Source organism: Streptomyces sp. NPDC046881 (assembly GCF_040645015.1).
Lineage (GTDB): Bacteria > Actinomycetota > Actinomycetes > Streptomycetales > Streptomycetaceae > Streptomyces.
In genome coordinates this window covers 39625-60203 of record NZ_JBEYXJ010000048.1, presented here as the reverse complement: position 1 = coordinate 60203, position 20579 = coordinate 39625, and the positions used below count along the sequence as shown (strand labels likewise).

The 20579-nt window shown below is 73.1% G+C and carries 21 protein-coding genes, 1 tRNA gene and 1 pseudogene; 7 read left to right on the top strand and 16 right to left on the bottom strand.

Annotated features, from left to right (window positions below; all coding sequences use genetic code 11):
* Positions 1–28 precede the first annotated feature (28 nt).
* Positions 29–102, bottom strand: a tRNA-Pro gene (locus ABZ923_RS22870).
* A 125-nt stretch (positions 103–227) separates the two neighbouring features.
* Between ABZ923_RS22870 and ABZ923_RS22865 the strand changes: the two genes are divergently transcribed.
* Positions 228–935: a transketolase gene (locus ABZ923_RS22865; protein WP_361474787.1), complete on the top strand. Its 708-nt coding sequence runs from the start codon at positions 228–230 to the stop codon at positions 933–935.
* A 67-nt stretch (positions 936–1002) separates the two neighbouring features.
* Positions 1003–1926, top strand: a complete 924-nt coding sequence (locus tag ABZ923_RS22860) for a transketolase C-terminal domain-containing protein (protein WP_361474785.1) — start codon at positions 1003–1005, stop codon at positions 1924–1926.
* Positions 1927–1936: 10 nt separating this feature from the next.
* Here ABZ923_RS22860 and ABZ923_RS22855 read toward each other — a convergent pair whose 3' ends face one another.
* The 12 genes and pseudogenes from ABZ923_RS22855 to ABZ923_RS22800 all read right to left on the bottom strand — a co-directional run.
* Positions 1937–3229, bottom strand: a complete 1293-nt coding sequence (locus ABZ923_RS22855; protein ID WP_361474783.1) for an MFS transporter — start codon at positions 3227–3229, stop codon at positions 1937–1939.
* A gap of 72 nt (positions 3230–3301) precedes the next feature.
* Complete coding sequence (locus ABZ923_RS22850) at positions 3302–3661, bottom strand: MmcQ/YjbR family DNA-binding protein (RefSeq protein ID WP_361474781.1); 360 nt, start codon at positions 3659–3661, stop codon at positions 3302–3304.
* Positions 3662–3691: 30 nt separating this feature from the next.
* On the bottom strand, positions 3692–4213 hold the full coding sequence (locus ABZ923_RS22845) for a GNAT family N-acetyltransferase (RefSeq protein ID WP_361474779.1): 522 nt from the start codon (positions 4211–4213) through the stop codon (positions 3692–3694).
* Positions 4210–4776: an XRE family transcriptional regulator gene (locus ABZ923_RS22840; RefSeq protein ID WP_361474777.1), complete on the bottom strand. Its 567-nt coding sequence runs from the start codon at positions 4774–4776 to the stop codon at positions 4210–4212. Before ABZ923_RS22840 ends, ABZ923_RS22845 begins: the two co-directional genes overlap by 4 nt.
* A 46-nt stretch (positions 4777–4822) precedes the next feature.
* A complete protein-coding gene (locus tag ABZ923_RS22835) occupies positions 4823–5725 on the bottom strand; it encodes a LysR family transcriptional regulator (protein WP_361474775.1) in 903 nt (300 codons plus the stop codon).
* 30 nt (positions 5726–5755) lie between these two features.
* The gene (locus ABZ923_RS22830) at positions 5756–6949 is read right to left on the bottom strand and encodes a glycine C-acetyltransferase (protein ID WP_361474773.1); all 1194 of its coding nucleotides are present in this window, start codon (positions 6947–6949) and stop codon (positions 5756–5758) included.
* A 36-nt stretch (positions 6950–6985) separates the two neighbouring features.
* Entirely contained in the window at positions 6986–8014 is a 1029-nt protein-coding gene (tdh, locus tag ABZ923_RS22825) for an L-threonine 3-dehydrogenase (protein WP_361474771.1), read from the bottom strand.
* A gap of 164 nt (positions 8015–8178) precedes the next feature.
* Positions 8179–8754: a GAF domain-containing protein gene (locus ABZ923_RS22820; protein WP_361474769.1), complete on the bottom strand. Its 576-nt coding sequence runs from the start codon at positions 8752–8754 to the stop codon at positions 8179–8181.
* Positions 8755–8815: 61 nt separating this feature from the next.
* The gene (locus ABZ923_RS22815; RefSeq protein ID WP_361474767.1) at positions 8816–9415 is read right to left on the bottom strand and encodes an ATP/GTP-binding protein; all 600 of its coding nucleotides are present in this window, start codon (positions 9413–9415) and stop codon (positions 8816–8818) included.
* Positions 9393–9764: a DUF742 domain-containing protein gene (locus ABZ923_RS22810; RefSeq protein WP_361474795.1), complete on the bottom strand. Its 372-nt coding sequence runs from the start codon at positions 9762–9764 to the stop codon at positions 9393–9395. Before ABZ923_RS22810 ends, ABZ923_RS22815 begins: the two co-directional genes overlap by 23 nt.
* A 2-nt stretch (positions 9765–9766) precedes the next feature.
* Positions 9767–10201, bottom strand: a complete 435-nt coding sequence (locus ABZ923_RS22805) for a roadblock/LC7 domain-containing protein (protein WP_361474765.1) — start codon at positions 10199–10201, stop codon at positions 9767–9769.
* 1154 nt (positions 10202–11355) lie between these two features.
* Positions 11356–13155 (bottom strand): annotated as a pseudogene (locus ABZ923_RS22800) (ATP-binding protein); the annotation flags it as partial.
* Positions 13156–13772: 617 nt separating this feature from the next.
* On the opposite strand from ABZ923_RS22800, the gene ABZ923_RS22795 reads away from it, so the two are divergent.
* From ABZ923_RS22795 to ABZ923_RS22785, 3 genes are read left to right on the top strand one after another with little or no spacing between them, the layout of a single operon-like run.
* On the top strand, positions 13773–13973 hold the full coding sequence (locus ABZ923_RS22795; RefSeq protein ID WP_361474763.1) for an ABC transporter permease: 201 nt from the start codon (positions 13773–13775) through the stop codon (positions 13971–13973).
* A 33-nt stretch (positions 13974–14006) separates the two neighbouring features.
* Complete coding sequence (locus ABZ923_RS22790) at positions 14007–14765, top strand: hypothetical protein (protein WP_361474761.1); 759 nt, start codon at positions 14007–14009, stop codon at positions 14763–14765.
* A 6-nt stretch (positions 14766–14771) separates the two neighbouring features.
* Complete coding sequence (locus ABZ923_RS22785) at positions 14772–16166, top strand: hypothetical protein (protein WP_361474759.1); 1395 nt, start codon at positions 14772–14774, stop codon at positions 16164–16166.
* An 88-nt stretch (positions 16167–16254) separates the two neighbouring features.
* On the opposite strand, the gene ABZ923_RS22780 is transcribed toward ABZ923_RS22785, so the two are convergent.
* The 3 genes from ABZ923_RS22780 to ABZ923_RS22770 all read right to left on the bottom strand — a co-directional run bounded on the left by ABZ923_RS22780 (position 16255) and on the right by ABZ923_RS22770 (position 18512).
* Complete coding sequence (locus ABZ923_RS22780; protein ID WP_361474757.1) at positions 16255–17328, bottom strand: M14 family metallopeptidase; 1074 nt, start codon at positions 17326–17328, stop codon at positions 16255–16257.
* Positions 17329–17346: 18 nt separating this feature from the next.
* Positions 17347–17655, bottom strand: a complete 309-nt coding sequence (locus ABZ923_RS22775) for a hypothetical protein (RefSeq protein ID WP_361474755.1) — start codon at positions 17653–17655, stop codon at positions 17347–17349.
* A gap of 113 nt (positions 17656–17768) precedes the next feature.
* Positions 17769–18512, bottom strand: coding sequence for a TetR/AcrR family transcriptional regulator C-terminal domain-containing protein (locus ABZ923_RS22770; RefSeq protein WP_361474753.1), 744 nt, complete (start codon positions 18510–18512; stop codon positions 17769–17771).
* Between the two features lie 164 nt (positions 18513–18676).
* On the opposite strand from ABZ923_RS22770, the gene ABZ923_RS22765 reads away from it, so the two are divergent.
* Positions 18677–19216 carry a winged helix-turn-helix domain-containing protein gene (locus ABZ923_RS22765; RefSeq protein ID WP_361474751.1) on the top strand — a complete coding sequence of 180 codons (540 nt, stop codon included), beginning with the start codon at positions 18677–18679 and terminating at the stop codon, positions 19214–19216.
* Complete coding sequence (locus ABZ923_RS22760; protein ID WP_361474749.1) at positions 19213–20508, top strand: MFS transporter; 1296 nt, start codon at positions 19213–19215, stop codon at positions 20506–20508. The genes ABZ923_RS22765 and ABZ923_RS22760 overlap by 4 nt, the downstream gene beginning before the upstream one ends.
* Positions 20509–20579: the final 71 nt, after the last annotated feature.

Genomic DNA, 20579 nt, shown 5'->3' with positions numbered 1-20579 from the left:
ACCGGCCCTCACGGGCGACTCTCACGAGTCGGGACGACAGGATTTGAACCTGCGACCCCTTGACCCCCAGTCAAGTGCGCTACCAAGCTGCGCCACGTCCCGGTGCCGTTTGACCTGGGGTTTCCCCGGTCGCAACGTGCAGGGAAACAATACCGCACTCGGATCGGTGGTCGCGCGCCCCTTTCGGTGTTGACCTCAAGCTCGGTTGAGGTTGCACGATCACCGGCATGACGACCGCAGCGGAACAGAGCCGCACCTACGGCTACGCCGACCTGCCCCGGCTGATGGGCATGATGACCGGCGACGAGAAGCACGGCCCGGCGGCCACCTCCACGCTCGACGTGCTGTGGGTGCTCTACGACCGGGTGCTCCGGGTCGCGCCGGAGCGGCGGGAGGACCCGGCCCGGGACCGGTTCCTGCTGAGCAAGGGGCACGGCCCCATGGCGTACTACGCGGTGCTCGCCGCGAAGGGCTTCGTGCCGGTGGACTGGCTGCCGGGCTTCGGATCGTACGACTCCCCGCTCGGCCATCACCCGGACCGGGTGCTGGTGCCGGGGGCCGAGATCGGCAGCGGGTCGCTCGGACACGGGCTGCCGATCGCCGTGGGCACCGCGCTGGGCCTGCGGGCGCAGGGCCGGACCGACCCGGCGGTGTGGGTGCTGATCGGGGACGCCGAGCTGGACGAGGGCAGCAACCACGAGGCGATCGCGTTCGCCGGGCCGGCCGGACTGGACCGGCTGCACACCGTCGTGATCGACAACTCCTCCGCCAGCCACGCGCTGCCCGGCGGGATCGCCGCCCGTTTCGAGGCGGCGGGCTGGTCCGCGGTGACCGTCGACGGGCGCGACCACGAGGCGCTGTACGCGGCGTTCACCGCGCCGCACCCGGGCCGGCCGCATGCGGTCGTGGCCTGCGTCGAACCGAAGAACGCCTGACCCTCCCCTGTGATCCTCCCCTGCTCTCCGCACGCTCTGCGAAGCCTTCCGAAAGGGCACACCTCCCATGGACACCATGCGTGACCGTCTCGCCCCCGTCGTCTCCCGGCTGCTGGACGAGGACCCGCGGGTAGCGGTCGTCCTCGCCGAGATCGGCCGGGACGGGTTCCGCGAGGCCGAGCGCCGGCACCCCGACCGGGTGATCAACGTCGGCATCCGCGAGCAGCTGCTGGTCGGGGCGGCGGCGGGGCTCGCGCTCACCGGGCTGCGGCCGGTCGTGCACACCTTCGCCAGCTTCCTCGTGGAGCGGCCGTTCGAGCAGCTCAAACTGGATCTGGGGCACCAGGACACGGGCGCGGTGCTGGTCAGCGCCGCCGCCTCCTTCGACTGGCCGGCCGGCGGCTTCACACACATGGCCCCGGGCGACATAGCCCTCCTGGACACGCTGGACGGCTGGACCGTGCACGTGCCCGGGCATCCGGACGAGGCCGAGACGCTGCTGCGGCACGCGGTCGCCGCGGGGGACGACAAGGTGTACGTGCGCCTGTCCGTGCAGTCCAACCGGCAGGGCCGGGCGGTCGACGGGCAGCGCTTCCGCACCGTCCGCGAGGGCCGCTCCGGTGTGGTCGTCGCCGTCGGGCCGGTGCTGGACGCGGTCCTCGCCGCCACGGAGGGCCTGGACGTGACCGTGCTGTACGCGACGACCGTACGGCCCTTCGACGCGGCCGGGCTGCGCCGGGCGACGCAGGCGGCGGGCACGGACGTGGTGCTGGTCGAGCCGTACCTGGCGGGGACGTCGACGGCCGCGGTGAGCGAGGCGCTGGCCGATGTGCCGCACCGGGTGCTCGGCCTCGGCGTCGGCCGCCGCGAGCTGCGCCGCTACGGCACGATCGAGGAGCATGTGGCCGCGCACGGGCTGGACCCGGCGAGCCTGCGGGAGCGGATCGGCCGGTTCGCGGACGCCGGACGGACGACGGCGGGGCGCGGGTGAGCCCACGGGTTCAGGACACGGCGGGTGCGGCCGCGTCGGCCCGGGCCAGGTCGCGTATCGGCGGGACGGCCAGCAGGATCACCGCCACGAGCAGGCTCACGGCACCGGCGGCCAGCAGGACGTGACCGGCACCCAGTGCTCCGGCCGCGGGGCCGGCGAGGGCCTGGCCGACCGGCATCATGGCGAGGGAGCCGGCCACGTCGTAGGCGTGGATGCGGTTGAGGACGTCGGCGGGGACCTGGGTCTGGACGGTGGTCGCCCACATCACGCCCCAGAACGACATCCCGGCACCGGCCAGCGCGGCCCCGGCCGCCATGGCCGACAGCCCGAGGCCCGCCCCGACGGCCGCCGGGAAACCGAAGAAGGCGAACAGGGACAGGGCGCCCGCACGGAGCATGCGGCGCGGGCGCAGCCGCAGGGCGAGCAGGCCGCCGATCACCGTGCCCACGCCGAGGGCCGAGTTGACCAGGCCGTAGGCGCCCGGCCCGTGGTGCCGTACGACCTCGGTGGCCACGAGCGGCACGGTCGGGCCCCAGACGGCGATCATGTACAGGCACCACACGGCGATCACGCCCCACAGCCAGGTGCGGGAGCGGAACTCCCGCCAGCCGTCGACGAGATCGGCGCGGAAGGCGCGCGTGGCGGAGCCGGCGGCGGCGCGGGGGCCGGCGGGCAGCGGGGGCAGCCGGAGCAGCAGCAGGCACAGGGCGCTGAGCGCGTAGGTGGTGGCGTGCGCGGCGAAGACACCGCCGGGCGAGGCGAGGCCGACCAGGACCCCGGCGACGGCCGGGCCGGCGAGCTGGGCCGCGGACTCGGCGACCCGGATCGCGCCGTTCGCGCCCTGGACGTCGGCGGCCAGGCGGGGCACGGTGCTGGCCACGCCCGGCTGGAAGACCGCGCCGGCCACGCCGTTGACGAAGCCGATGGCGCAGATCTGCCACAACACCACCTGCCCGGTGAAGAACAGGCCCGCGGCGAGGGACTGGGTGCCGAGCCGGACGAGGTCGGCGCCGATCATCAGCCTGCGGGTGCTGAACCGATCCGCGACGACCCCGCCGAAGACCACGAGTCCGGCGAACGCGGCCGCCGTGGAGGCCATGGCGAGGCCGACCGCGCCGGCTCCGTACCCGTGCTCCAGCAGGCCGGCCGCGAGGGCGACGGGCAGCATGGTGTCGCCGAGGCGGGCGACGGCCCGGGCCGTGAAGAACAGCGCGAAGTCCCGCGACCAGACCGCCGGGGCACCGCCCGCCGTCTCCCCCGCCCCCCGGGCGGCGATGTCGCGCCGCGCGTCCGTTCCGGTCATCCCGAGTGCTCCCCCCTGTGCCCGCCGACGCGCGGGATCATGCCACTGCCGGCCGTGCGCCCACCGGGATTTTCAGATCCCGGGCGGCAGCCCCAACTCGGGGTGGGCGTCCAGGAGTCGGGGCGGGGCGGCCTGGCGCCAGGAGTCGGCGAGGATGTCCCGCAGTTCCTCCTCGTCCTCCAGGGAGGCGAGTCTCGCCCTCACCCAGGCGAACTGGGCCTCGTGGTCGGCGATCCAGAACTTCTCCGGTTCGGCCAGCACCAGTTCGTCGCGCTCGTCCTTGGGGCAGCGCACGGCGAGGGACGTCTCGTCCTCGGGCAGGGTCGCGAACATCTTCCCGACGACCCGGAACGTGGGCATGTTCCAGGCGATCTTCTCCGTGGTGTCCGGCAGGGACAGGGCGATTCGGCGTACGTCTTCTGCATCCGGCATGCCCCGCAAGGTAACCCCTGCCACTGACAGTCACCCTCCGAGCTGCTTGTAGTACAGGGTTGTCGGCCGCAACGCGCCGGCCGGGCTCGCCGCGTAGCCGGGGATGGTGCCGGCCACGGTCCAGCCGGCCGAGCGGTACAGGTGCTCGGCGGGGCTGCCGGTCTCGGTGTCGAGGTGGAGCAGGGTGCGGCCGTCGGCAGCGGCGGCCCGCTCGGCGGTGACCAGGAGCCGGCGGCCCAGCCCCTGTCCGCGTGCCGTGCGGTGCACCATCAGCTTGACCAGTTCGGCCCGGTGCCGGCTGTTCGGCTTGCCCGGGAAGGCCAGGCTGACCGTGCCGGTCACCCGGTCCGTCGGGTCCAGGGCCGCCCAGACGGCGAGCCGGCCCGCCGCCGCGGCCGCCGCCTGCTCCCGCCACCAGGCGGCCGCCTCCGCGTGGCCGAGCGGCGCGAGGAAGCCGACGGAGGCGCCCGAGGCCACGGTGTCGGCCAGCAGCTCCGCCAGGTCCCCGGCCCGGTCACGGACCTGGTCGCCGGTCCAGCGCTCCACCCTCATGGCCGTACCACCGCCAGGACGTAACGGGCCTCGTCGGGACCGGTGCAGCGGAAGCGGGTGGCGCCGGTGACGCGCATCCGCAGGCAGTCACCCGGGTCGAGCCGGTGCACCCGGTCCCCCACGGTCACCTCCAGAGCCCCCGCCAGCAGCCACAGGTGCTGTTCCAGGCCGGGCACGGGCGGGCGGTCGTAGGCGAGGTCCGCGCCCGGGGTGAGCCGGCCCTCGACCAGTTCGCCCCGCAGTCCGGTGTGCGGCGGGGACACCGACCGGCGGACGAAGCCGGCGGCGCGGTCCTGCCACACCTGCTGCTCGCCGGCCCGGACCAGCGGGACCGGTGCCGCCTCGACCTCGCTCAGCAGCTGGGACATGGTGCGGCCGTAGACGTGGCAGAGCCGGTTCAGGAGGGCGGCCGTGGGGCTGGTCTCGGCGCGTTCGGCGCGGGACAGGGTGGAGCGGCTGACCCCGCTGCGCTCCGCCAGCTCGCCGAGGGACCAGCCGTGCTGGGCGCGCAGTTCGGCCAGCCGGGTGCCGATGAGGACGTCTACGTGCTCCTCGTTTCTCATGTCCGGGACGCTATCCCGGATATGAGACGGCAGGGTTACGGAAGCCTCACGCCTGCGCCGCCTCGCCGAGCGCCTCCAGCACCGGGCGGATCAGCGGGTGCCCCTCGGCGCCCCGGCGGACGGCGGCGAAGACCCGGCGGGTCGGGGCGACGCCGTCGACGGGCCGCACGACCACACCGGCGAGGTCCATGCCGCGCAGCGCGGAGCGCGGGACGAGCGCCACCCCGGCGTCGGCCGAGGCCAGGGCGACGACGGCACGGAAGTCGTCGGAGGAGTGTTCGAGGCGCGGCTGGAAGCCGGCGCTCTCGCAGGCCAGGACGACCACGTCGTGGCAGGGGTTGCCGGGGTACGGGCCGATCCAGGGGTCCTTGGCCAGCTCGGCGAGGGGCACCTCGGGGGCGTCCGCCAGGCGGTGCCCCACCGGTACGACGGCGTCGAACGGCTCGGCGTAGAGCGGCACGTGGGTCAGGCGGGGGTCGTCGGCGGGCGGCGCGCCCCGGTACTCGACGGCGACCGCGACGTCGACCTGCCGGTCCAGCACCATGGGCAGGCTGGCGTCGCCCTCCGCGTCCTGCACACGGATCCTTATGCCGGGCGCGGAGTGGGCGAGGCGGGCCACGGCCGGGGCCACGACCTGGGCGATACCGGTCGCGAAGGCCGCCACGGTGACCGTGCCCGCCTCGCCGGATCCGTAGGCGGCCAGCTCGGCCTCGGCCCGCTCCAGCTGGGCGAGGACCGCGTTGGTGTGGCTGAGCAGGATCTCGCCGGCCGGGGTGAGCCGGACGCCCTTGGCGCCGCGCTCCACCAGGCGGTGGCCGGTCTCCTGCTCCAGGGCCGTCAACTGCTGGGAGACGGCGGAGGGGGTGAGGTAGAGCGCGGCGGCTGCCGCGGTGACCGTGCGGTGGTCGGCCACCGCACGGAGGATGTGGAGCCGCCGTGCTTCGATCATGACCTCAATTATCCCAGGTCACCCGGCCGGTCAGGCCGCCAGCGCGGCGCGCGCCGCGATGAACGCGTCGACCGCGCGGTTGACGTCGTCCGTGGAGTGCGCGGCGGACAGCTGGACGCGGATGCGGGCCTGGCCCTGCGGCACGACCGGGTAGGAGAAGCCGATCACGTAGACCCCGCGCTCCAGCAGCAGCTCGGCCATGCGGGCCGCCTCGGCCGCGTCGCCGATCATGACGGGGGCGATGGCGTGGTCGCCGGGGAGGACGTCGAAGCCCTCCTCGGTCATCCGGCGGCGGAACAGGGCCGTGTTCTCGGCGAGGCGCACGCGCAGGTCGTCGGCCGACTCCAGCAGGTCCAGGACCTTGAGGGAGGCGGCGGCGATGACCGGGGCGAGCGTGTTGGAGAACAGGTACGGGCGGGAGCGCTGGCGCAGCAGGGCGACGATCTCGGCGCGGGCCGCGACATAGCCGCCGGAGGCGCCGCCGAGGGCCTTGCCGAGGGTGCCGGTGATGATGTCGACCCGGTCCATGACGCCGTGCAGTTCGGGCGTGCCCCGGCCGGTGGGGCCGACGAAGCCGACGGCGTGCGAGTCGTCGACCATGACCATCGCGTCGTAGCGGTCGGCGAGGTCGCAGATCTCCGCCAGGGGCGCCACATAGCCGTCCATGGAGAAGACGCCGTCGGTGACGATCAGGCGGCGCCGGGCGTCGGACGCCTCCTTGAGCTTCGCCTCCAGGTCCGCCAGGTCACGGTTGGCGTAGCGGAAGCGGCGCGCCTTGGACAGCCGGATGCCGTCGATGATGGAGGCGTGGTTGAGGGCGTCGGAGATCACCGCGTCCTCCTCGCCGAGCAGGGTCTCGAAGACACCGCCGTTGGCGTCGAAGCAGGAGGAGTACAGGATCGTGTCCTCCTGGCCGAGGAACGCCGACAGCCGGGCCTCCAGCTCCTTGTGGACCTCCTGGGTGCCGCAGATGAAGCGGACGGAGGCCATGCCGTAGCCCCAGCGGTCCAGGGCGGCGTGGGCGGCGGCGACGACCTCGGGGTGGTCGGCGAGGCCGAGGTAGTTGTTGGCGCAGAAGTTGAGGACCTCGCCGGGGCGGCCGCCGGCCGAGACGTTGACGGTCGCGGACTGCGGGGTGTCGATGACCCGCTCGGGCTTGTGCAGGCCGGCGGCGCGGATCTCGTCGAGGGTGGCGCGCAGGTCCTCACGGACGGTTTCGAACATGGGGGCTCTCCTGAAGGTGCTTGCGGATGAAGGGGGTCACGCGGTCCAGTCGAGGATGACCTTGCCGCCGGTGCCGCTCGCCGCGTCGGCGAAGGCCGCCTCGAAGTCGCGGTAGCCGTACCGGCCGGTGATCACCGGGGCGAGGTCCAGGCCGCCCTCCAGCAGCACCGACATCGCGTACCAGGTCTCGAACATCTCACGGCCGTAGATGCCCTTGATGGTGATCATCGAGGTGACGATCCGGGCCCAGTCGACGGGGAACTCCTGGGCGGGCAGCCCGAGCATGGCGATCCGGCCGCCGTGCGTCATGTTGGCGATCATGTCCCGCATGGCCTCGCCGCGGCCGGACATCTCCAGGCCGATGTCGAAGCCCTCGCGCAGCCCCAGCTCGCGCTGGCCGTCGGCGATCGTCGTCTCGGCGACGTTCAGGGCGAGGCTGACCCCTATCTTGCGGGCCAGCTCCAGGCGGTCCTCGCTGACGTCGGTGATGACGACGTGGCGGGCGCCCGCGTGCCGGGCCACTGCGGCGGCCATCAGGCCGATCGGGCCGGCTCCGGTGATCAGCACGTCCTCGCCGACCAGCGGGAAGGAGAGCGCGGTGTGCACGGCGTTGCCGAACGGGTCGAAGATCGCGGCGACGTCGAGGTCGACGGGGACCCGGTGCACCCAGACGTTGGACGCGGGCAGCGCGACGTACTCGGCGAACGCGCCGTCGCGGCCGACGCCGAGGCCGACGGTGGCCCGGCACAGGTGGCGGCGGCCGGCCAGGCAGTTGCGGCACTTGCCGCACACCAGGTGGCCCTCGCCGCTGACCCGGTCGCCGATGCGGATGTCGGCCACGTCCCGGCCGACCTCGACGACCTGCCCGACGAACTCGTGGCCGAGCACGAGGGGCGTGCTGATCGTCTGCCGGGCCCAGCCGTCCCAGGCCCGGATGTGCAGGTCGGTGCCGCAGATACCGGTCCGCATGACCTTGATCAGAACATCACCGGGGCCGATGGCGGGCTCCGGGACGTCCGTCAGCCAGAGTCCCGGCTCCGCCTTCTCCTTGACGAGCGCCTTCAACGCTAGGGCTCCTGTGAGTGAGGCCCGGCCCACGGGCATGCCGAAGGAGCCCGCACCGGGTCAGAGGGGTGGAATCACCCTGCAATCTGCCGTATGCGCGGGCCGGGGTCCATCGAGCTTTTCTTAACCGGCGCCTCAGCTTTCCTACACGCTCTTTCCGCGTGTCAGATCGGCAGACCGTCCTCGGCGCCGCGTTCCAGGCGTACGACGAGTTCGGCGGCGAGCGCCTTGATGGTCTCCAGGCCCGGCCTGCCCCAGGCCCGGGGCGCTGTGTCGGCGGCGCACACGGTGCCGAGCGTCATGCCGGAGCTGTCGATGAGCGGCGCGCCGAGATAGGACCGGATGCCGTACTCGTCGACGACCGGGTTGCCCGCGAACCGGGGGTAGTCGCGGACGTCCTCCAGGACAAGAGCCTTTCGGCGGACGACCACATGGGGGCAGAAACCGTGGTCGCGGGGCAGCACCCGGCCGATCTCGGCCCTGCTGCCGTCGTCCCGGACGACCGGGGCGGTGGCGGGGGCGCTCAGACCCGCGAAGAACTGGTGGTCCTCGCCGATGAAGTTGACCATGGCGTAGAGCGCGCCGGTGAGCTGGGCGAGGTGGCCGGCGAAGGCGTCGAGCACGGGATCGGGCCGGTCCGCCAGGCCGAGCCGGCGCAGCCGGTGGACCCGGGCGGGGGCCTCCTTGTCCTCGGGGGTGAGCAGCAGACCCCGGACCGGCCGGGGCGGCTCGTAGCTCATGGCCGGGCTCCGGCGCGGTGGGCGTACCTCATATAGCGGCTCCGTGGGCGGTAGTACGGGATCACATGTGGGCGCCGTGGCTGGGCGCGGGCGCCGGGGCGTGGGCGAGGAGGTGACGGACGAGGACGAGCAGGGTCTGGACGCCGGAGCTGGAGATCCGGGCGTCGCAGCGCACCACCGGGATCTCCGGGTCGAGGTCGATGGCGGCCCGCACCTCCTCGGGGTCGTAGCGGTGGGCGCCGTCGAACTCGTTGACGGCGACGATGAAGGCGAGCCCGCGCTCCTCGAAGAAGTCCACGGCGGCGAAGCAGTCCTGCAGGCGCCGGGTGTCGGCGAGGATCACCGCGCCGAGCGCGCCCTCGGACAGCTCGTCCCACATGAACCAGAACCGCTCCTGCCCGGGCGTGCCGAACAGGTACAGCACGTGTTCCGGATCGAGGGTGATCCGGCCGAAGTCCATGGCGACCGTGGTCTCCATCTTGTTCTCGACGCCGTCGAGACTGTCCGTGCCGACGCTGACCGTGGTGAGCAGCTCCTCCGTGCTGAGCGGCGCGATCTCGCTGACCGCGCCCACGAAGGTGGTCTTGCCGGCCCCGAACCCGCCCGCGACCAGGATCTTCAGCGCGGTCGGGAACGGGTCAGAGCTGTCGTCGTAGTCCATCGAGCACTGCCTCCAGCAGGGACCGGTCAGTGGGTGTGTGGTGGTAGACGGGCGGCTTGGTGGTCAGCGCACCGCAGTCGACCAGGTCCGACAGGAGCACCTTGGTGACCACGGCGGGCAGTTTCAGCTGGGCGGCGACCTCGGCGACCGAGACGGGCGCGCGGCACAGGTCGAGTGCCTGGGCGTGTTCGGGCCCGAGGTAGCCGAGCGGGGTGACGCCGGTGGCCATCACCTGCGACATCAGGTCGAGGGCGATGCTGGGCCTGGTTCGGCCGTTGCTGACCGTGAACGGTCGCACCAGCCGCCCCGCCGCGTCGTCCAGCCAGGGCCCGTCGCCGGCTGCGGGCACGCTCAAGGCCTCGTCGCCGTGGATTCGACGGCGTGCTGCCGGGGAGCGGTCACCAGGTACGGGCGGACGCTCTTGACCAGCATCGCCATCTCGTAGCCGAGCACCGCCGCGTCGGCCTCGCGGCCGGCCAGCACGGCGAGGCAGGTGCCGGAGCCGGCCGTGGTCACGAACAGCAGCGTCGAGTCGAGCTCGACGACGACCTGGCGGACCTCTCCGCCGTCGCCGAACCGGACGCCCGCGCTGCGGCCGAGGGAGTACAGGCCGGAGGCCAGGGCCGCCATGTGGTCGGCGCTGTCGGCGTCCAGGCCGTGCACGGACTTCACCAGCCCGTCGCAGGACAGGAGCACCGCGCTGGAGGTGTGCGGTACGCGCTGCACGAGGCCGCTCAGCAGCCAGTCGAGGTCGGATGCGGGAACGGTCGGCGCGTCGCTCGCCATGGTGGATCGACTCCTTGGGGTACGAAGATCTGCGGGAGCGCTGGGGGTGGGGGTACGGCGTGGAGGTGCGGGGGCGGTCATCCGGCCGGGGCGCTCCCCTCGGACCGGCCGGCACCGCGGCCACCGTCGCCTGCGGGCGCGGGGGCGTGCGCTGGAGATATGGGGGCCGCGGACACGTCGTCCCGGGACAGGGGGGCCGGGGACGTGTGCGGCGGGGCCAGGTGCCCTGGCGGCGTGTGGAAGGGGGTTGTGGTGGGCCGGGCCATGTGGTGGGACGCCGTGTGGTCGGGGGACGTGTTGGGTTGAGCCACGTGCTCTGACGCCGTGTGGAGCGGGGCCGTGTGGGGTTGAGCCACTTGCCCTGACGCCGTGTGGAGCGGGGCCGTGTCGGGCCGGGCCATGTGCTCCGGCGCCGTGTGGTCCGGGGTCGTGGTGTGGGCGACGTGGCGTTGGGTCGCGTCACGCTGGGCCAGTTGACCCGGAGCTGTGGGGGCGGGGCCCGGGTAGTCCATGACCGTGGGACCCGTGTCCGTGTAGACCATGGGCGTCTGACCGGAGTCCGGGTGGCCCGACTCCGTGTTGCCCGAGTTCGTGTAGAGCACGCCCGTGTGACCGGAGTCTGTCTGGCCCGAGCCCATGTGGTTAGAGCCCATGTGGCCCGAGCCCGTGTAGCCCGAGCCCATGTGGCCGGAGGCCATGTGGGTGGGCCCCACGCGGTCGGACCCCTCACGGTCGAACCCCACGTGGTCGGACCCCTCACGGTCGGACCCAGCGCGGTCGGACCCCACGTACGGCGACCCCATGTGTTCGGACCCCATGTGCTGGGACCCCATATGTTCGGACCCCACGTGTTCGGGCCCCCTGGGGTCCGAGCCCCCGTGGTACGGGCCGCTGTGTGGGGCGCCCATGGGTTCCAGGCCGCCGTCGTGGTCGGGACGCACGCGGGCGGGCTCGGCGGAGTGGGGCGCGGGGGTCGGGAGGTGCGCATCGGTCATGGGCGCGTCCTCCATGGGAGCCGAGCCCAGGTGTCCGTGCCCCGGCTTCCCGTCCACCGGCGACGCCGCGTACTCCGGCCCCCGGTAGTCGGACGACACCCCGTTGCCCGGACCCTGGGGCTCCGGCGACACGCCGTACTCCGGCCCCCGGTGCTCCGGCTCCAGGCTCTGCTGGGTCTCGGCGAGGCCGATGCCGCGTTGGAAGGCGGCCATCAGGCCGGGGTCGTGGCCGGCGACGGTGTCGGAGTCCTGGCGGGGCGCCGGGCCGCCGCGCAGCTGGGGCACGATGTGCTCCTGAGCGCGCCGGCGGGGCAGTTGGGGCTTGTCCATGGTGCCGCGCACCGGGCCGACGCGCGGGGTGGGCAGCACGCCCGAGTGGGCCTCGACCGCCGCCCGGTCGTCGGCACTGATGCCGGGCACGGCCTCGGCGGGGGTGGGCCGCGTCTCCTGGGCGCCGCGCACGGGCAGCGGGGCGGGGGCGGCTCCGTGCCGCCCGTGCGCACCGCTGTCGGTCCCGCGCCGCCCGGAGCCGCGCTGGGCGTGCCGCCGTCGCCCGGAGCCCGCCCCGGCCTCGGCACCGGCCCCGCCTCCGGGAGCGTTCCCGGCTCCGGACGGGCCCCCGCCCCGCGGTGCCTGCGCGGGCACCGGCACGACCGCCCCTGCCTGGCGCGACGCCCCGGTGTCCGCCGCGGGCCGGCCCTGCGGCTGCGGCTGCGGTACGGCCGTCCCGGCATCCGTGCCCGGCACCCCGCGCGCGTTGCCCAGGAGGGCCTGCGGGACGACGAGCACGGCCTGCACACCGCCGTAGATGTTGGTCTGCAGCCGCACATGGATGTGGTGCCGGCGGGCGAGCTGGGAGACGACGTAGAGGCCGATGCGGCCGTCGGCCAGCAGGCTGGCCACGTTGACCTGGTCGGGGTCGGCGAGCAGGGCGTTCATCCGGCTCTGCTCGCCGACGGGCATGCCCAGTCCGCGGTCCTCGACCTCCACGGCGAGCCCGGAGGTGACGAGGTTGGCGCGCAGCAGGACCTGGGTGTGCGGGGCGGAGAAGACGGTGGCGTTCTCGATGAGTTCGGCGAGCAGGTGGATGACGTCGGCGACGGCGTGGCCGCGCAGTTCGCCGTCGATGGGGGGCACGAGCTTGACCCGGGAGTACTGCTCGACCTCGGCGATGGCGGAGCGCAGCACCTCGGTCATGCTGACCGGGTTGCTCCACTGCCGGCGGGAGACCGCGCCGCCGAGCACGGCGAGGTTCTCGGCGTGCCGCCGGATCCGGGTGGCCAGGTGGTCCACGTGGAACAGGCCCTTGAGCAGGTCGGGGTCCTCGATCTCGTTCTCGAGGTCGTCGAGGATCGAGATCTCCCGGTGGACGAGCGACTGGAGCCGGCGCGCGAGGTTGACGAACACCTCCAGCTTCTGTTCGCTGCCGGCCCGGCTGGAGAGCTGGGCGGCCCGGACGACGGCGGTGACGGCGCCGTCGTACGCGCGGGCCAGGTCGGCGGCGAGCAGTTCGAAGTCGTCGGCGTCCGCGGGCGGCCGGCGGCGCGGGCCGGGCTGCTGCGGGGTCTCGCCCTGGCGGAGCGCGTCGACCAGCGCGTGCAGGTCGGCCTCGCCGCGCGCGGCGGTGCGGCGCAGGGCGTCGACGCGGTCGGCGACCGAGCGGGCGGCGCGGTCGGCGGCCACGGCGGCGATGAGGATCGCGGCGACGGCCACGGTGACCGCTCCGGCGAGCACGGCCCACAGGAGGGGGCCGGTGCGGGTGCCGGCGGAGCGGATGCCGAAGAGGACCGCGGCGGTGGCGCTGAGCGCGACCGCGAGGGGCGGCAGGACGGCGAGCCGCATGAGCTGGGGCCGTATGTGGGTTTCGGGCAGTGCGGGAGCGGGTCGGGCGACCGGCCGCCCGTGCCGGCCGCCCTCGCGGCGGTCGGCGCGGGTGGCCGGTGCTCGGAGGTGAGACATCTGCGTCCTCGTACTGTCCGTCGGGCCTGTGTCCTCGTGCGGTGCGCCGCGGGCATGTGTCGATGCGGGCGTGCGTCATCACGGCGTCGGCCGACGGCACCGGCGGACCGGCCGCGCGTCGCCCGACGGCCACTCACAGTAGTTGCCTGAGCCTCATGTGCGGTGGGCAGTTGACAAAGTCCCCCGAGGAGCGTCCCGCTCTGGTATGAGCTGTCGTACGAAAGTCCGATGACCCGTCGAGGGCGTGCGATCGAACCTTCGACGGATCTGATCAGCCCTGCTCAGAAGTGGTCTTGAACGGAACGGGCGACGGAGCGCCCCGCGCTTCCGACCGACCCACCCGCACGGCCTCCCCCGGTGACGGATCACCGCCGGACCACCCCCGGGGCCCGTCTCCGACGCCGCTCCCCCACGGCCGATCGTCACGGAGTGTGCTCGCTTTGGCCTTGACCGGGGTGGGCGCCGAGCGGAGACTGGTGTACGGAGTACGTGTGCCCCGTAGGTGTCCCGCGGGCGCTCCGCCGGCAAGAGGGGAGGCATCCCCATGGCCTTTCACGCGCTGCACGCATCGGGCTCCCTCCGGACGCGTTTCTGGGCGGAAGCGGGCCTGGGCACCCTTGTCCGCACTGCTCTTCCTCGCCACGCTGATCCGGCCCGACTGGATCGAACTCGCCTTCGGCGTCGATCCGGACGCCGGCAGCGGGGCGGTGGAATGGCTGATCGTGGCCGCCGCCGCACTGGTCACCGCCCTGTGCGTGCTGGGCGCGCGCCTGGAGTGGCGCCGCGCCCACCCGGCCGCCGCGCATTCCCCGCGCTAGCGGCATCAGGCTGAGGCGAGCAGGGAGGACACCATGCCTGAAGACCTCGGCGAACTCGTCCGGAAGACCCCTCTGAGCTTCCTCGGCACGGTCGTGCGGCTCGGTGACTCGCGCGTGGCGAGCGTCCCGGCCGACGACCGTACGGCCGTGGTCCGGGTCTCCGAAGTACTGCACGCGCCCGACGCGTTGCGACGACTCGGCGGCAGCGAGGTCACCGTACAGCTGTCCGGCGACCTCGACCCGCCGGCCGTCGGCGACGCGGCGGCGTTCTTCACCGACGACGCGGTCTACGGCGAGGGCCTCGCCGTCAGGGAGGTCGGGCGGCTCTCCGCCGACTCCGTACAGCCGCACGTCTCCCGCGCGGCCCGCACCGCCGACGCCATGCCGTTCTCGGCGGTGGAACGCGACCTGCAGGACGCCGACATGGTCGCGCACGCCGACGGGGCGGACGCGGTCGTGGTCGGGGTCGTGGTGGGCCTGCGCCAGGCGGACACCGGGCCCGCCGCGGACGAGCGGGTCTCGGAGCACGCCCCCGACTGGTGGCTCGCGGAACTCGACGTGGGCCACGTGGAGCAGGGGGACGTGACCCCGGGGCCGCTCACCGTGCTCTACCCCAACAGCCGGGACTTCCGCTGGTACGACGCCCCGAAGCCGGAGGCCGCGCAGCAGGGCATGTGGTTCCTGCACGCGACCGAGGGCGAACCGGCCCGGTGGGCGCCCTTCCAGATCCTCCACCCGGACGACTACCAGCCGGTGCAGAGGCTCGAGACTCTGCAGGCAGCACGGAGGTGACCGGGCATGGCCACGCTCACAGTCGTCGACATCACCCCCGTCGCCCTGAGCGGGGACCGCACCCAGGACGCCGAGCCCAGCCTCGCCGTCAACCCCGAGCACCCCGAGCAGATCGTGGCGACCGCGTTCACCCCCGACCCGATGGGCGGCTCGCTCGCCCCCGTCTACGTGTCGACCGACGGCGGGCACACGTGGGTGATGCGCAGCATCGTCCCGGGCGGGACCGCGGACCTGGGCACCGGTGACATCTCGGTCGGCTTCGCCTCCGAGGGAGGTGCCCTGTACGCGGGCATCCTCAACGCCCAGGCCTCGCAGCACCGCATCCTGCGCATGCAGATCCTGCGCTCCGCGGACATCGCCTCCTCGGCAGCCATGGAGGTCCTGGTCAGCCGGGACGAGGTCGACCAGCCGTGGGTCCAGGCCGGCAGCGTCCGGGTGAACGGCACCGCCCGCGACCGCGTCTACGTCTCCAACAACGACCTGGGGCAGCAGCCCAGGTCCGCCGCCGTGGACGTGTCCGGCGACGCCCGCACGGACCCGGCGCCCGCCGGCTTCCGGCGCACCACCGTCGAACAGCGCACGACCTCCGGCCAGGACGGACCGCCCGTGCGCACCGCGCTGCACCCGGACGGCACGGTGTACGCGGCCTTCGAGAGCTGGTCGGACGCGGCCTCCGGCGGGGGCGGCATCGTGAACGTCACGTTCGACGTCGTCGTCACCCGCGACGACGGCGGCGGCGTCGGCGCGAACGCCTTCCAGGACCTGAAGGACGCCGACGACTCGGGCATCGGCCAGCGGGTGGCGGCCGAGCGGACCGAGCGGTTCAACGGGTTCATGGGCCAGGAGCGCCTCGGCGGCGACCTGTCGATCGCGGTCGACCCGACGGACGCGGCGAGCGTCTGGGTGGCCTGGTGCGACCGCGTCGGCAGCCAGACGGGCTGCACCCTGCACGTACGCCACTCGACCGACCGCGGGCAGACCTGGTCGCAGGACGTGCGTACCGTCACCGACGCCAAGAACCCGGCACTGGCCGTCAGCACCGACTCCCTGCTCGGGCTCGCCTGCCAGCAGTTCAAGCAGGGGCAGTGGGTGACCTCGCTGGAACTGACGTCCGACGACTGGGGGACGACGCCGGAGCGGCACGTGCTCCACCAGGCGCCGGCCAACGTGCCCGCCGCGCGGTTCCTGCCGTACCTGGGCGACTACATGCGGCTGCTCACCGTGGGCCGGGACTTCTACGGCGTGTTCTCCGGCAACAACACGCCCGACCTGGCCAACTTCCCGGAGGGAGTGACCTACCAGCGCCACGCCGACTTCGTGCACCACCAGTTGCTCGACCTGGACAACGTGACGCGGGTGCCGACGTCCATCGACCCGTTCTTCTACCACCGGACCGCGTAGCACACCGGACCGCGTAGCAGCCGAGAGCATCCCCCTGCCGGATCCGGCAGGGGGATGCTCAGGTGGTCGGGTGGTCGGGCCCGGGTGGTCAGGTGAGTGCCGTGAGGCAGAACCGGACGAGTCCGGCGTCGACGTCCAGGACGATCCGCTTCATCTCGTCCCAGGGCGGGTGGAAGCCGCCGGGCGCGTCGCCCCACTCGACGGTGAAGCCGAGGATCTTGCCCTGCTGCTCGTCGACGATGTGCCGTGAGTAGGCGTAGTCGTCGCTGGTGCCGCTGGTGGGGTACAGGTGGTAGCCGGACATCGGACGGTAGGTACGGCCGCGCACGCCGTGCAGCGCCGCGCAGAACTGCTCGGCGAGCACCACGGCGTCGTCGGCGTCGGCCTTGGCGAGATACTCCGCGTAGGAGTCCGCGCCGCGGCCGCGCCGGTGGTCGTAGTCCCTGTTGAGGAAGTTCTGGGAGGGGTCGTCGGACTGGTTCTCGTCGTCGCCCCAGACGGTCAGCATGTCCTCGGAGTAGCTGTGCACGTCGACGAACCAGCGGGTGCGCGGATACGTGTCGAACAGCCAGCGGACGTTGCGGGTCTCCGGTTCGGAGAAGGGCCGGGGTCCCTGGTAGACGAGGTCGCCCGGGTCGGTGGAGACGCGCGGTGCCGCGGCGGGGTCGAAGGCGGTCTCGAAGTCGAACAGGAAGTCGTAGTTGCGGTTGATGTCGACGCCGATGCGGTCCGGATCGCCGCCGGACTGCGCCGGGTTGCGGTTCTTGCGCCACATCGGCTCGACCGTCTGGCTGTAGTGCCGGCCGTCGGGATTGACCAGCGGGAAGACGACGAGGTCCAGTTCCCGCAGGAGCGTGCGGACGTCGTCGGCGGTGAAGGTGGTGCCGCCGTAGGCGAGTCCGGTGCCGGCGTCGTACGCCTCGAGCAGGTCGGCGGCGAGACCGACCAGGATCTCGCAGCTGCCCCATTCACGGGCGTGCACTCCGCCGATCAGCACGGCGCAGTCGTGGGTGCCGGCCGGTCCGGCTCCGATCCGCAGGGCGTGGCAGGCGCGGCCCTCGACCGAGGGCTCGGGCAGGTCGATGAGCGTGCTCGTGTCCGGGAAGGCGGTGGCCAGGCTGGTCACGGCGGACTCGACCTCGGTGACGTTCAGGTACGGCATGGTCTTCCTCCCGGCGCCCTAGACCTTGTCGGCCAGCCCGTGGGGCACCGCGTCGGCCGGGGCGAAACGGTCGCCGTGGCCGACCTCGGCCTGGCGGTCGTGTCCCACGGCCGTGGCGTCCTCGAGCCGGGTGACCGACACGCCCTCGCGCGCGAGGGCTTCGGCCTGCTCGGGGGACACATAGGCCTCGATGGTGCAGCTGCCGTCGTCGGCGCGGCGGGCGAGCCCTCCGACGTCGGGACGGACGTCGCGCAGGAGCGCGCGCAGGGTTTCGACGTCCCGGGTGGTGACACGCACGCGCAGGACGGTCTGGGGGGTGCTGGACATGACGGCTTCTTCCGCGCGGGAGACACGCGCCCGCCGGGCGCCCGGTTTTCCTCGCGGGACGGCGGGCGACTGACGGCTTCCACGGCTGCATGCCGGATATGTACGGTGTATCTTCAGGGTGCTCCGCGGTCGTAGAAGGCGTCAAGAGGGGCCTCGGGCATGCGGCTCAGCAGACTGTCCAGACCCTCCGTCAGCTCGCGTTCGTCGTCGTAGTCGGCGAAGTGCGGGACGAGGGCGCGCAGCCGTGGGTAGTCGGCGGCGGACAGCCGGTGCAGCCCCAGGCGCAGCACCGGGTCCGGCTCCTCGGGGTTGTCCACGACCTGGCGCTTGTCCACGAGCAGGCAGCCGAGGGTCCAGGCGACGAAGGTGCGGTAGATCGTGAGCGCGGTGGGGTCGTCGAATCCGGCGCGGGCGAGGACGGCGAACATGTGCTCGGTGAGCTGGAGCCAGGGCTCGGGCCGCCGGGCCACGGGCACGGCGAGCGGACGGACGGCCACTACGGGCAGCACTTCGGGATGGGCGTGCACGGCGCCCGCGAACGCCCGCGCGATGCGCCGCAGTTCGGTCCGCCAGGGCGGTTCGGCGGAGGCGGTGGCCGTGTCGGCGCGTACCTGCTCGACCGAGGTCCGCAGGCGTTCGTTGACCTCGGCGAAGAAGGCCTCCACCAGGCCGTCGAGCAGTCCTTCCTTGCCGTCGGTGTACCGGTAGAGGGCCATCGGCTCCACGCCCAGGTCCGCCGCCAGGCGGCGCATGGTCAGGGCCGCCAGCCCCTCCCGGTCCACCAGGGCGACGGCCGCGGCGAGCACCGCGGGGCGGCTCAGGCGCCGCCGCCTGTCGGGTTTGTTGCGCTCCACCATGACCGCACTCCGCACTCCGCGTACAGCGTACATTTCATTCACAATCGTACGTTTTATCCGCGGAAGGGTGTGGCGATGAGGCCCTGGAGGCTGCGGCAGCTGATTCCGGACGTCCGCGCGAAATTCCCTTGCCCAATGGTCAAGAATCGTTGACCATTGCTCGCATGCCTACCGATGATCTTCCCGAGACGTTCCACGTCACCACCGACGAGCAGCTACGCGCCGTTTCCAACCTCACGCGTCACCGGATCATGGCCGTGCTCCGCTTCGAGCCGGCGACGATCACGCAGATCGCCGAGCGAGTGGGCCTGGCGAAGGGGAGTTCCAGTTACCACGTACGGATGCTCGAACGGGCCGGCCTGGTGAAGGTGGTGCGAACGCGGAAGGTCCGGGGGGTCACCGAGCGGTACTACGCCATGGCCGCGCGGGCGATCGTGCTGCCTGATCCAGGCGAGGGAGGCCCCGATGTGCTGATGCGGCATGCGGTGGCGGACCTGGAGGCAGCGCCGGCGGACGGCGAGCGGTACGTGCGGATGGCGCATCTGCGGCTCACCGACGAGCAGTTCGCGGAGCTGGGTGCGCGGCTGCAGGCACTGGCGGACGAGTACCGGGAGCTGTCCGATCCGTCGCTGCCGGACGCGTCACTCGTCTTCGCGCTGTTTCACCCGGCATCGCGCGAGCGGGCCGAAGGGGACGCCAAGTGACCTCAGTCCTTCGGAAGCTGCCGGCCGGGTTCGGACGGCTGTGGACCGCGCAGACGATCTCCTCGCTCGGTGACGGGGTGACGCATGCCGCGCTGCCGCTGCTCGCGCTGACGTTGACGCGGGATCCGATGGCGCTCGCCGTCGTCACGGCCGCCGGAACACTGCCATGGCTGCTCTTCGGAGTGCTCGGCGGTGCGCTGGTGGACCGCTGGGACCGCCGGCGCACGATGTGGGTCACGGACGCGGCGCGTGCGGTGCTGCTCGCGATACCCGCGGCGGCAGCCGCGCTCGACGTGCTGAGCATTCCCCTGCTCGCGGCCGTCGCCTTCCTCCTGGGCCTCGGCGGACTCTTCTTCGACACGGCCGCCACGGCCTATCTACCGGATCTGCTCGGCCGCGACCCCGCACTCCTGGAGCGCGCCAACTCCCGCCTGCGCGGCGCCCAGACCGCCATGTCCGGCTTCGCGGGGCCGCCTGCGGGCAGTGCCCTGCTCGCGCTCGGGCGGGCGGTTCCACTGCTCGCCGACGCGGTCTCGTTCATGCTCTCCGCACTGCTCGTACGTACGCTGCCCGCCATGCCCCGGCCCGTGCCGGAGGTCCGCGAAGGGCTGCTTCGGCAGGCGCGGGCCGGGGCCTCGTACGTCTTCCGGGACCGGGTGCTCCTCGGGCTCGCGCTCCGCCCGGCGGTCGGGAACGTCGCCTTCCTCGCTGTGGAGACCGTCCTCGCCCTCTTCGCGCACGACCGCCTCGGCATCGACACCTACGGCTTCGGCCTGCTCCTCACGGCGGAGGCCACCGGCGGTCTGCTCGGTGCAGGCATCGCCTCCTTCCTCGGCCGACGACTCGGCACCGGCACCGCACTGACCTGCACAGCCGCAGTCGAAGGGCTTGCCGTCCTGGGCCTGGCCGCTGCCCCGAACCCGTACGTGGCCGGGCTGGCGCTCGCCGTCTGCGGGGCCGGCATGGGCGCCACCATGGTGCTCGCGCCCTCCCTCCGGCAGGCCATCGTCCCGGCCCACCTGATGGGCCGGGTGGCCTCCACCTCCCGCATGCTGGCCATGTGCGCCGCTCCCGTCGGGGCCTTCCTCGGCGGCTGGCTGGCCACCACCTACGACATCCGCACCCCGCTCTACGCCGCCGCCGTCCTCCTCCTGGCGATGACGGCCGTCACGGCATCCATGACCAGCAACCGCCGGGTCGAAGCGGCGCTGCGTGCAGCCGCCCCGGCCGGCGGTCCAGATCACCCGGCATCCGAAGATCCCGCCCGGGAGAGTGCGCCCGACTTGTTGTGACGCCTGCCGCGAAGGCGTCAGGCGAACCTCCTGGCCAGGGGGTTGAGCACTCAACGGGGCTCAGGGCACCT

Excerpts from the sequence above, each read along its gene's own strand:
- ABZ923_RS22865 (WP_361474787.1), top strand. The coding sequence starts at position 228 with ATGACGACCGCAGCGGAACAGAGCCGCACCTACGGCTACGCCGACCTG.
- ABZ923_RS22860 (WP_361474785.1), top strand. The coding sequence starts at position 1,003 with ATGGACACCATGCGTGACCGTCTCGCCCCCGTCGTCTCCCGGCTGCTG.
- ABZ923_RS22855 (WP_361474783.1), bottom strand. The coding sequence starts at position 3,229 with ATGACCGGAACGGACGCGCGGCGCGACATCGCCGCCCGGGGGGCGGGG.
- ABZ923_RS22850 (WP_361474781.1), bottom strand. The coding sequence starts at position 3,661 with ATGCCGGATGCAGAAGACGTACGCCGAATCGCCCTGTCCCTGCCGGAC.
- ABZ923_RS22845 (WP_361474779.1), bottom strand. The coding sequence starts at position 4,213 with ATGAGGGTGGAGCGCTGGACCGGCGACCAGGTCCGTGACCGGGCCGGG.
- ABZ923_RS22840 (WP_361474777.1), bottom strand. The coding sequence starts at position 4,776 with ATGAGAAACGAGGAGCACGTAGACGTCCTCATCGGCACCCGGCTGGCC.
- ABZ923_RS22835 (WP_361474775.1), bottom strand. The coding sequence starts at position 5,725 with ATGATCGAAGCACGGCGGCTCCACATCCTCCGTGCGGTGGCCGACCAC.
- ABZ923_RS22830 (WP_361474773.1), bottom strand. The coding sequence starts at position 6,949 with ATGTTCGAAACCGTCCGTGAGGACCTGCGCGCCACCCTCGACGAGATC.
- ABZ923_RS22820 (WP_361474769.1), bottom strand. The coding sequence starts at position 8,754 with ATGAGCTACGAGCCGCCCCGGCCGGTCCGGGGTCTGCTGCTCACCCCC.
- ABZ923_RS22815 (WP_361474767.1), bottom strand. The coding sequence starts at position 9,415 with ATGGACTACGACGACAGCTCTGACCCGTTCCCGACCGCGCTGAAGATC.
- ABZ923_RS22805 (WP_361474765.1), bottom strand. The coding sequence starts at position 10,201 with ATGGCGAGCGACGCGCCGACCGTTCCCGCATCCGACCTCGACTGGCTG.
- ABZ923_RS22790 (WP_361474761.1), top strand. The coding sequence starts at position 14,007 with ATGCCTGAAGACCTCGGCGAACTCGTCCGGAAGACCCCTCTGAGCTTC.
- ABZ923_RS22785 (WP_361474759.1), top strand. The coding sequence starts at position 14,772 with ATGGCCACGCTCACAGTCGTCGACATCACCCCCGTCGCCCTGAGCGGG.
- ABZ923_RS22780 (WP_361474757.1), bottom strand. The coding sequence starts at position 17,328 with ATGCCGTACCTGAACGTCACCGAGGTCGAGTCCGCCGTGACCAGCCTG.
- ABZ923_RS22775 (WP_361474755.1), bottom strand. The coding sequence starts at position 17,655 with ATGTCCAGCACCCCCCAGACCGTCCTGCGCGTGCGTGTCACCACCCGG.
- ABZ923_RS22770 (WP_361474753.1), bottom strand. The coding sequence starts at position 18,512 with ATGGTGGAGCGCAACAAACCCGACAGGCGGCGGCGCCTGAGCCGCCCC.
- ABZ923_RS22765 (WP_361474751.1), top strand. The coding sequence starts at position 18,677 with ATGCCTACCGATGATCTTCCCGAGACGTTCCACGTCACCACCGACGAG.